At 43.2% G+C, this 8,021-nt stretch carries 4 protein-coding genes and 1 pseudogene; 1 reads left to right on the top strand and 4 read right to left on the bottom strand.

What is annotated here, in order from left to right; genetic code table 11:
• A pseudogene (locus BQ9856_RS24835) lies at positions 1 to 870 on the bottom strand (hypothetical protein); the annotation flags it as partial.
• A 1,135-nt stretch (positions 871 to 2,005) separates the two neighbouring features.
• On the opposite strand from BQ9856_RS24835, the gene BQ9856_RS11200 reads away from it, so the two are divergent.
• Positions 2,006 to 2,371 (top strand): VOC family protein, encoded by a 366-nt coding sequence (locus tag BQ9856_RS11200; RefSeq protein ID WP_077611109.1) that lies wholly within the window; start codon positions 2,006 to 2,008, stop codon positions 2,369 to 2,371.
• Between the two features lie 79 nt (positions 2,372 to 2,450).
• Here the strand turns inward: BQ9856_RS11200 and BQ9856_RS11195 are convergent, their stop codons facing one another.
• From BQ9856_RS11195 to BQ9856_RS11185, 3 genes are read right to left on the bottom strand one after another with little or no spacing between them, the layout of a single operon-like run.
• A complete protein-coding gene (locus BQ9856_RS11195; RefSeq protein WP_077611108.1) occupies positions 2,451 to 4,259 on the bottom strand; it encodes a heparinase II/III domain-containing protein in 1,809 nt (602 codons plus the stop codon).
• Positions 4,260 to 4,271: 12 nt separating this feature from the next.
• Positions 4,272 to 5,888, bottom strand: a complete 1,617-nt coding sequence (locus BQ9856_RS11190) for a response regulator (protein ID WP_077611107.1) — start codon at positions 5,886 to 5,888, stop codon at positions 4,272 to 4,274.
• Between the two features lie 5 nt (positions 5,889 to 5,893).
• Positions 5,894 to 7,771: a sensor histidine kinase gene (locus BQ9856_RS11185; RefSeq protein WP_077611106.1), complete on the bottom strand. Its 1,878-nt coding sequence runs from the start codon at positions 7,769 to 7,771 to the stop codon at positions 5,894 to 5,896.
• Positions 7,772 to 8,021: the final 250 nt, after the last annotated feature.

Here is an 8,021-nt window from a genome sequence, read left to right as displayed (position 1 = left end):
ACCGGTAGGTCCAGTATCGCCAGTCGGGCCTGTGTCGCCAGTAGGCCCGGTGTCACCCGTAGGTCCAGTATCACCAGTCAGTCCGGTAGGCCCGGTATCGCCGGTAGGCCCGATGTCGCCAGTAGGTCCAGTATCACCGGTCGGCCCGGTAACACCGGTCGGCCCGGTGTCGCCAATAGGTCCGGTATCACCAGTAGGTCCAGTATCGCCAGTAGGTCCGGTATCGCCGGTAGGCCCGGTAACACCAGTAGGTCCGGTGTCGCCAATAGGTCCGGTTTCACCGATAGGCCCAGTATCACCGGCAGGTCCAGTATCGCCCGTAGGTCCAGTGTCGCCAATGGGCCCGGTGTCGCCAGTAGGCCCGGTGTCGCCGGTAGGTCCAGTATCGCCCGTAGGCCCGGTAGGTCCGGTATCGCCCGTAGGCCCGGTAGGTCCGGTATCACCAGTCGGTCCTGTACCTCCCTCCACATTTTCCTCTACAATAACCATAGTACCTTTTAGTGGCACTTGTTGAGAATAAAATACGGTTGCTGTACTAATATTTATTAATGATAGGGTAGCAGGTGCACTTGTTATTTCAATAATAGCAACTCCATAAACCTCTCCAGTTTTTAATGGAGAATTGCCTTCTAATAAATCTCCTTGTGAAGTAGTCAAAGCAAATGCTGATCCATTTGTGGATTGGGAAGATTGTGTTGCTAACCACCAGTCTACAACAAATCTCCCGGCTTCTAAAAAGGTGACTACGCCCGTTGCTGGATTATAAGCTATATTTCCTGATAGAAAAACGATGTTATCAAAAAGTACGTTTGATCCAACGCTAATACTTTCAGATGATATTAATTCTATTTGAAGAGCAATATTAGCCATTGCTGTTCCTCCCTCTTCTTAAAATACTCTTGACGTATATTCATGATAAATAATAACGCCTACAATTAATTTATGATATTTCAGTAATTTTGGGAACATTTGGGACTTCCGGGTACTGGACTGAGTACGGTAGATACCAGTTATAGAAGAAAACTGTTTTTACGAATACATCAGAAAGAAAAATAGTCTGTGATGAATCAGATATTTCGTAAACGAAAGGTAGCCTTAAAAGAAACGATATTTACTTACAAGAGTAAAATGAATAAGAAGTTTAAAAAGAGAAATTCATTCCTGTTAATGTTAAGTAGAAAAATGAATATCCCATTATGATTAGTAATAAGATGCAGTACTCTAAAATATAAAAAGCGGTTTAAAAAATTGCTGTCTTTGTTATTTAATGCAACAGTCTTTCAAGTTTCATCTTCAGATGAGTACCATATTGTTCTTTACAAATTAATAGCATGGAAATATAATGTATATAATATTTTGCACAGATACGTTTGAAACAATAAACCAGGTCCGGTCTTATAATGGTGGAGTGAAGAAAAAACTACGAAGCCATTAGTATTTAGTCTTCCGTTCTTGTTTTGTCTCATCGCAACTGTGAAATACATTGCTGTCATCTGGATGATTATAAGACAAATAAAGGAGCACTTTTAAACCGTTTGAATGCGGTTGAACCGGAATTTTTAAATCATCCCAGCCATTGACTTTAGGTATGGTTTAATCTGGATAAGTCATTAATGAAATAATTAACCGCAAGTATCTGCTGTTTTCATAAGCGCATATATAAAATTGCTTTGTTGAGATGTATGGTACATATTTTTCTTGCGCGGAATTAGTAAAAACTGACTTTTGCCTGAAGATTATTTTTAGGGAATACCATGCATGGTTAATCAGGTTGTAAAGAATATATTTTTCTGTTAATTACATGGATAGCCTGTCTCTGATTTTAGGCCTGTAGTGAATTTGCCGTATTTGGATAATAATTGCGGAGAAATCTGTTTACATATAATACTGATAGAAAAAAATTTGCTTTTGATTAAATATAAAGAAAGCGCAGATGATAATGCAATGGAGGCTAAAAGATGGAGAGCCTTAGTAACAACAGAATTTTACAATTAGGAGAGATTAGATGAAGTGTTACATACGATCCTTGTATTTGTGCGTATTTAATATGGAACGTGCGATAGCTTTTTATGAGACGTTTTTTGAACAGCCGGTAACCGTTAAGGATGACATATATAGTGTTTTTGACATCAATGGCTTCCGTTTGGGATTATTTGCTTTTGAAAAAATGAAGGAAACTCACGTGTTCGGTAATAATTGCCTTCCCAGTATTGAAGTGGAAAACGTGGATGTGTTAAAGCATAAGCTTAAGGGACAAAAGATTGTGTTTCCGATAACACAAATCGGTACAAACTGGGTAGCTGAATTTGAGGACAGTGAAGGAAATCACATGGAAATCACTTCACCTGTTGATTCTTTGCAGATGAAGTGATTTGAAGAATGGGCTGCATTATACATAAGCCAGGAAGGACGCGAACAGGCAATGCATCATAGCGAATCACTTCCCGTATTTATTGAATGGTTAAAGTTAAATCCTGATTTTCCATGGTAATTAGCAAACGGTATACATCATGCTTCCAGGAGGTTTTCAAACGTTCATCCGTAATCGGGAGCACTTCTTTTCGGATATCGGACGCACCGTGAACCGTGAAGCTCCCTAAGCTTCCGATCCGCACGGCATCTCCGTTAAGAAGTGGCTCCTCGTAGAACATGAGGGATAATACCGGGCATGGGAGTTCCCCCTCGTAATGGTCCGATATGGTGATCCCCTTTCCCTTTTCCAAAACAGCGCTGCGAAAATAGGACCGAATTCTTTTATCCGGATAGGCGGCTGCCAGGTCCATGGAGATGCGGCAGACAGAGGTGCCCAATTGGCAGGATACGTTCTCTGCCCGATAATCAGCCCCTTCTTTTTCCGTGATTTCTGTTGCTCCGTCAAAAAAGGTGGGGAGGTTATGATAACGGGATTGCATGGTCCAGATATCATAACGATCCGGGGAGAAGGTCTTTTTCGTGTAAGTCTCCACACCAACGTCAATAAACATTGGTTTTCCATCTTTGTAAATAGTAAAGCTTCCGGTATCATTGTGATTATGACTGTCATCATTATCCCCAGCCTTTACAGCCAGGTAAAGATGTTCATCCCGGGCCATGAATATTCCTACACTTTCATACCAGAAATCCCGATGGGCAATGACAGGGTTCTTTTCAAAAGACATCATTTCCCTGTGGGTAAAGACTGTCTGGAGGCGGTAGAACAGGTTGTGCTCGTGAACGGTCAAGGGATCTTCGCTGTTCTGGTAATCCGATGCGGCAAAAGACATAAGCTCTGCATTTTTTGTCCGTTTCCCAAACAGAAATTCCCGGGCTCCGCACCGTCCGGCAATGGGAGAACAGTCCGCGAAGTTTACATAATATATGCCGTGTATATGGACAGTCAGGATATAAGAAGCAATATTTTTGATTTTTTCATTTTCATAAACAGGGAGAAAGGCATTGCCGGAAATCCCGTTTAAAACCTCAAGGCAGTTAAACAGGCAGAGTCCTGCGTGGCGGTAATACTGGGCACCTTCGTCGCAGCAGCCATCCTCTCCGTATTCAGCCAGAAAATAGTCCATGCTTTTGCATGCTTTCTTAAATATCTGCTCCTTTTTTGATTCCGGAAGCTCTCTGGTAAAGGCGGAGAGAAGTACGTTCTGAGTACACCATACGGTCCAGTTATTCATATGGCTGACTCCATCCCCCATCCACCAGAAGTGTTGTTCCAGATAAGGAATGAAAATCCGTTCTTCCAGATTTTTGTTGATCATCTTTGACAGGAAAGGACTGACAAAAAGAAGTTCCTGCCTTAAAAGATATTCCGCAATGGCCAGGACGGAGGCCGTTTCCGCCGCGAATAAATCAATGACAGGGCGGGTGACATCCGGAAGGATAAACTGAGGCGTGTCACGGATGTAGGAGTTATGGGCAGGAAGCTGCCATGCATTTTCCTCGCAGATCAAATAAAGCCCATTGATGATATCATCAAGGAATCGTCCCTGATGCTCCACACATTCAGCCAGCACCAGAGCATCCAGGGCAATACGTCTTGAAAACTGTTTATCCTGAAAATGGCTCCGGTTCCCGGTTCTTGTAAATTCCATGTAGTCCGTGGCAGTAAGGGCCGGATAATGAAAATTCAGAAATTCTTCCCCGTTTTTTATGAGCCTGTCTTTCAAATCCTCAGACAGAGATTCCCAGGCATTTCGGTCAGAAGCCTGTGGATAGGGGGTAAAACAGGATAACGGTTTCTTTAAGTTGTTTGCAAATTCCGTAATCATAACACATTCTCCTTATTTTTCTTCATCAGGGCTGATGGTATTCTGTTGTATGAATTCCCGGGGAGAAAGCCCGGTTACTTTTTTAAATACTTTACTGAAATAAAAGGCACTTTCAAAGCCGAGCTGGTCGGCTGCCTCATAGATTTTCATATCCTGTTCCAACAGCAGGGCTTTGGCCCGGTTGATCTTCGCCTGGGCGATGTACTCTGAGAAGCCAAGCTGGCAGTTCTTTTTAAACAGGATGCTTAAATAATTGGGGCTTAAACCAAACACTCCGGCCACTTCGTTTAAGCTCAGTTTTTCCGTTACGTGATTGTTGATGTATTTCTGCACGTTGGTTATGACATGGGCTTTGTAGGTCTTTCGTTTGGATTTCAGTACCTCGCACAGCCCGTCCCGGAAGATCGTCATCCATTCAACGATCTGTTCCACATTGGAAAAACGGTAGATGGAGCGGTAGCCGTCGCTGTAGGAAGAGAAAATCTCCGCCATGTTTTCCTCTCCGTCCGGGAGAAGGGACAGGGCTAAGTACAGGATGTTGCAGGCTCCATCCGCTGCCTGGGGAAAGTGCATGGGATGAGCTTCAAACAGTTCGATGATTTCTGTCAGTGTACGGTAAAGCACATCCGTGTCAAATTCGTTGAAGGCTTTCGTTATTTCGTTTTTAAACACGGAAATATTAAAAGCGTTGCGGATCGAAGCGGTATCATTGCAGGTAAAGATCACCATTGGGTTTTCTTCTGTTGCCCGTCCAAAGGCCTGGCGGGCTTCCTGATAGGACTCGCTGATTTTTAACGGATGGCTGACCGGAGTCCCGATTCCTGTGAGGACAGTCACATTAAAATAGTTGTAAACCATTTCAGCAGTGTTCCGAAATGCATCCGAAACAGCTTCTTCCCGGTAATCCTTTAAATCCGGCAGATGAAATACCACTGCGAAATGCTTCATGTCCAGAGATACCACATAGGCAGGCAGATGCTTGCCGATAATTTCTTTTGCCATTTGCAGGGTGCTGTTATAAAGATTCATGAGTTTTGTATAATCCATATCCCTGCGGCTTTTTTCCCGGATTTCACAGAGGGCGGTGAAATAGCAGTTTTCAGTAAAGTCAAGCTTTAGATCTTTGGACTGCAGCTCAAACTGTTCCTCATTGTCAAAGAGGTTATGTAAGAGACACATGAAAAATTTCTCGTAATAGCTCTGTAACAGAGGGCGGCCCGAATCCTTATATTCCAAAGAAACCTGAAGTGTCTCCAGGCGGGAGAGGGCTTTTTTGGCAGCTTCTGACAGGGATTCTGCGTTTAACTCCAGCTTAATTAAATAGTCCACGGCTTCATAGGACATGGCCTCTTTGATGAGCTGGAATTCTTCATAGCTGGTAAGAAAAATGAAAAGGGGTATTTTTCCGTATTTTTCCCGGCAGGTTTTTGCCAGCTCCAGCCCGTTCATGATAGGCATGCGGATGTCAGTAATGACGATTTCCGGAGAATATTCCGCAATCATTTCAAGGGCATTTTTCCCGTTCACGGCGGTTCCGCAGATTTCAATGCCGTATTCCGTCCAGTTTAACATGGATTTTATTCCGATCTGAACCAATGGTTCATCATCTACGATTAATAATTTCGTCATAAATATTACCTTCCTGCTGATTGGTTTTCTGAATAAGGCACATAGGGGATTAAGATGGTCATAGTGGTAAACTCGCCAGGCTCGCTGGTAATGGCAATTCCATACTCCGGGCCAAAATCATATTGGATGCGCTTGTTTACATTGCTGATGCCAACGTGCCGGAAAAATTCCGTTTTGTTTTGGCTGTCGGTGTCCTCATTGAGAACTTTGTCTATGGTTTCCTGGGTCATGCCGATGCCGTTATCTGTTATGTCGATTCTAAGCGCTTTTTTGGAGTTTACGTCTGCGGTCTGAGCCGATACGGCGATCCTGCCGGCCGTTCCCGTTGGCTCTATTCCGTGAAACAGGGCATTTTCGATGATGGGCTGGAGCGTGAAACGGTGGATTTGACAGTCATATAAATCTTCTGATTCCATGGAGTATTCCATGGTGACGCTGCCTCCGTAGCGGTACTGCTGGATCAGAAAATAATCCTTTACAAGATCCAGCTCTTCTTTTAAAGGAATCAGGGAAGTATTCCCCTTTGAAACATTTTTAAGAAGCCGTGCCAGGGCAGTGGTCATATCCGCGATTCCGTTTGCATTCTGAATGGTAGCCATCCATTTAATGGAATTTAAGGTATTATATAAAAAATGAGGGTTGATCTGGCTCTGGAGGATCTGGTATTCCAAGTCCTTTTTCTGCTTTTCGTCAGCCACCCGTTTTTCCATCAGGGTGATGATATTTTCTGACATGTTGTTGATCCCATGGCCAACCTGTCCCAGCTCGTGGTTCCATTCAATGGTATCATCCCTGGAGAAATTTCCGGTTGATATGTCAGCGATTTTTTTACTGAGCTTATGGATCGGGTCCATAATGATTTTATTTAACAAAAAGGCCAGCAAAATGCCAAGGGAAACAATGGTAAGACAGATGCCCACAATTAAAAGGGTATATAAGTTCTTCTGCTGTCTGAATTGCTGCTCGGAGAGGACCTGGGAGAGGCTCCAGCCGTCCATTCCCTCTACCGGACGTTCCACCAGTATCCGTTTTTCACCGTCGTTCATGGTAACAGAGAGTACCCGTGTTCCTTTGGATAAAGACTGACTATTGGATAATTTCTCCGGGTTGCTGTAAGGGGTCCGGGTTTCCTGCCATTTGTTGGAATGAAAGCTGTAGGTTTTTTCTCCGATGGTGAAAAAAAGCATGCTGTCCGAAGGAAGCGGAAAGGTGGCCAGGTAATCGGTAAAAAGCCGGGAGGAGATTTCCACATAAGTCCAGCCGATGATTTCGGAATTGAATTCATTATATACCGGACGTACAATGGGAATAAACTGTTCCCCGCTTGTAGCGGAAAAGGGATCCTTTACCAGCCCGATCCAGAGAAAGTCACGGGCTTCATAAAGCTTTTGAAAGAAGCTTTCCTGGCTGATGATCCTGGCCGCATAGGAAGACGAATAATTTGCCTGGGGCTGCCATTGAAGATAATTGTTTTCATCATTCGTGGAGATGATAACCCGGGACATGTATTCATTTGCCCGGGTGTTATAGTATTCTTCTTTCAGGCGGTTGTGGGTGGAAAGGGCCAGCGGACGTAAATTATCGGAATCTCTTGAGGTCGTGGGAAGCTTTGGCTGGTCCTTAAAAGCTTCCAGATAATCCAGTATGGCACCGTTGGTATAGCACCATTTGCTGAAATAGATGATATCCTTCATATCTGCAGCAATGTTGTTGCTCACGACCTGAAGGCTGAATTCTGCGGACTGGAGCTGGTTTTTTCTCAAAAAGGACTGAAAAACCGAGAAGCAGACCGTTGTGGTAAGAATGGTGATGAGCAGTGTGATGGCTGCCGTAAGAAGCATGATTTTGCCGCGTATGGTTTTCGGGATAAGATTTTTCCACATGATAAAAATGTGTCCCTTCTTTTTATAAATATGATATCGTGTTCGGTTTATCAAATACAAAGTTAGCTTATTTACTGTAAAATGTCAATGAAAAACAGTCTGGTTTTTTTATGGAAACACAACAATTTGTATACAAGAGAGAAATTTTACTGTTAATCTTAAAAAATTGCATGTTTTAACAAAGTGTAAAAGAAGTGTGAATAAAAAATGAATATTTTATGAGATAAATTCCATTCTTAAATATATAGTT

The sequence above is a fragment of the Clostridium sp. Marseille-P2415 genome, assembly GCF_900155545.1.
In the GTDB taxonomy this organism is placed as follows: domain Bacteria; phylum Bacillota; class Clostridia; order Lachnospirales; family Lachnospiraceae; genus Lacrimispora.
Note: the sequence above shows the minus strand (reverse complement) of the source record. Positions and strands in the feature narration are given on the sequence as shown.

Excerpts from the sequence above, each read along its gene's own strand:
- BQ9856_RS11200 (WP_077611109.1), top strand. The coding sequence starts at position 2,006 with ATGAAGTGTTACATACGATCCTTGTATTTGTGCGTATTTAATATGGAA.
- BQ9856_RS11195 (WP_077611108.1), bottom strand. The coding sequence starts at position 4,259 with ATGATTACGGAATTTGCAAACAACTTAAAGAAACCGTTATCCTGTTTT.
- BQ9856_RS11190 (WP_077611107.1), bottom strand. The coding sequence starts at position 5,888 with ATGACGAAATTATTAATCGTAGATGATGAACCATTGGTTCAGATCGGA.
- BQ9856_RS11185 (WP_077611106.1), bottom strand. The coding sequence starts at position 7,771 with ATGTGGAAAAATCTTATCCCGAAAACCATACGCGGCAAAATCATGCTT.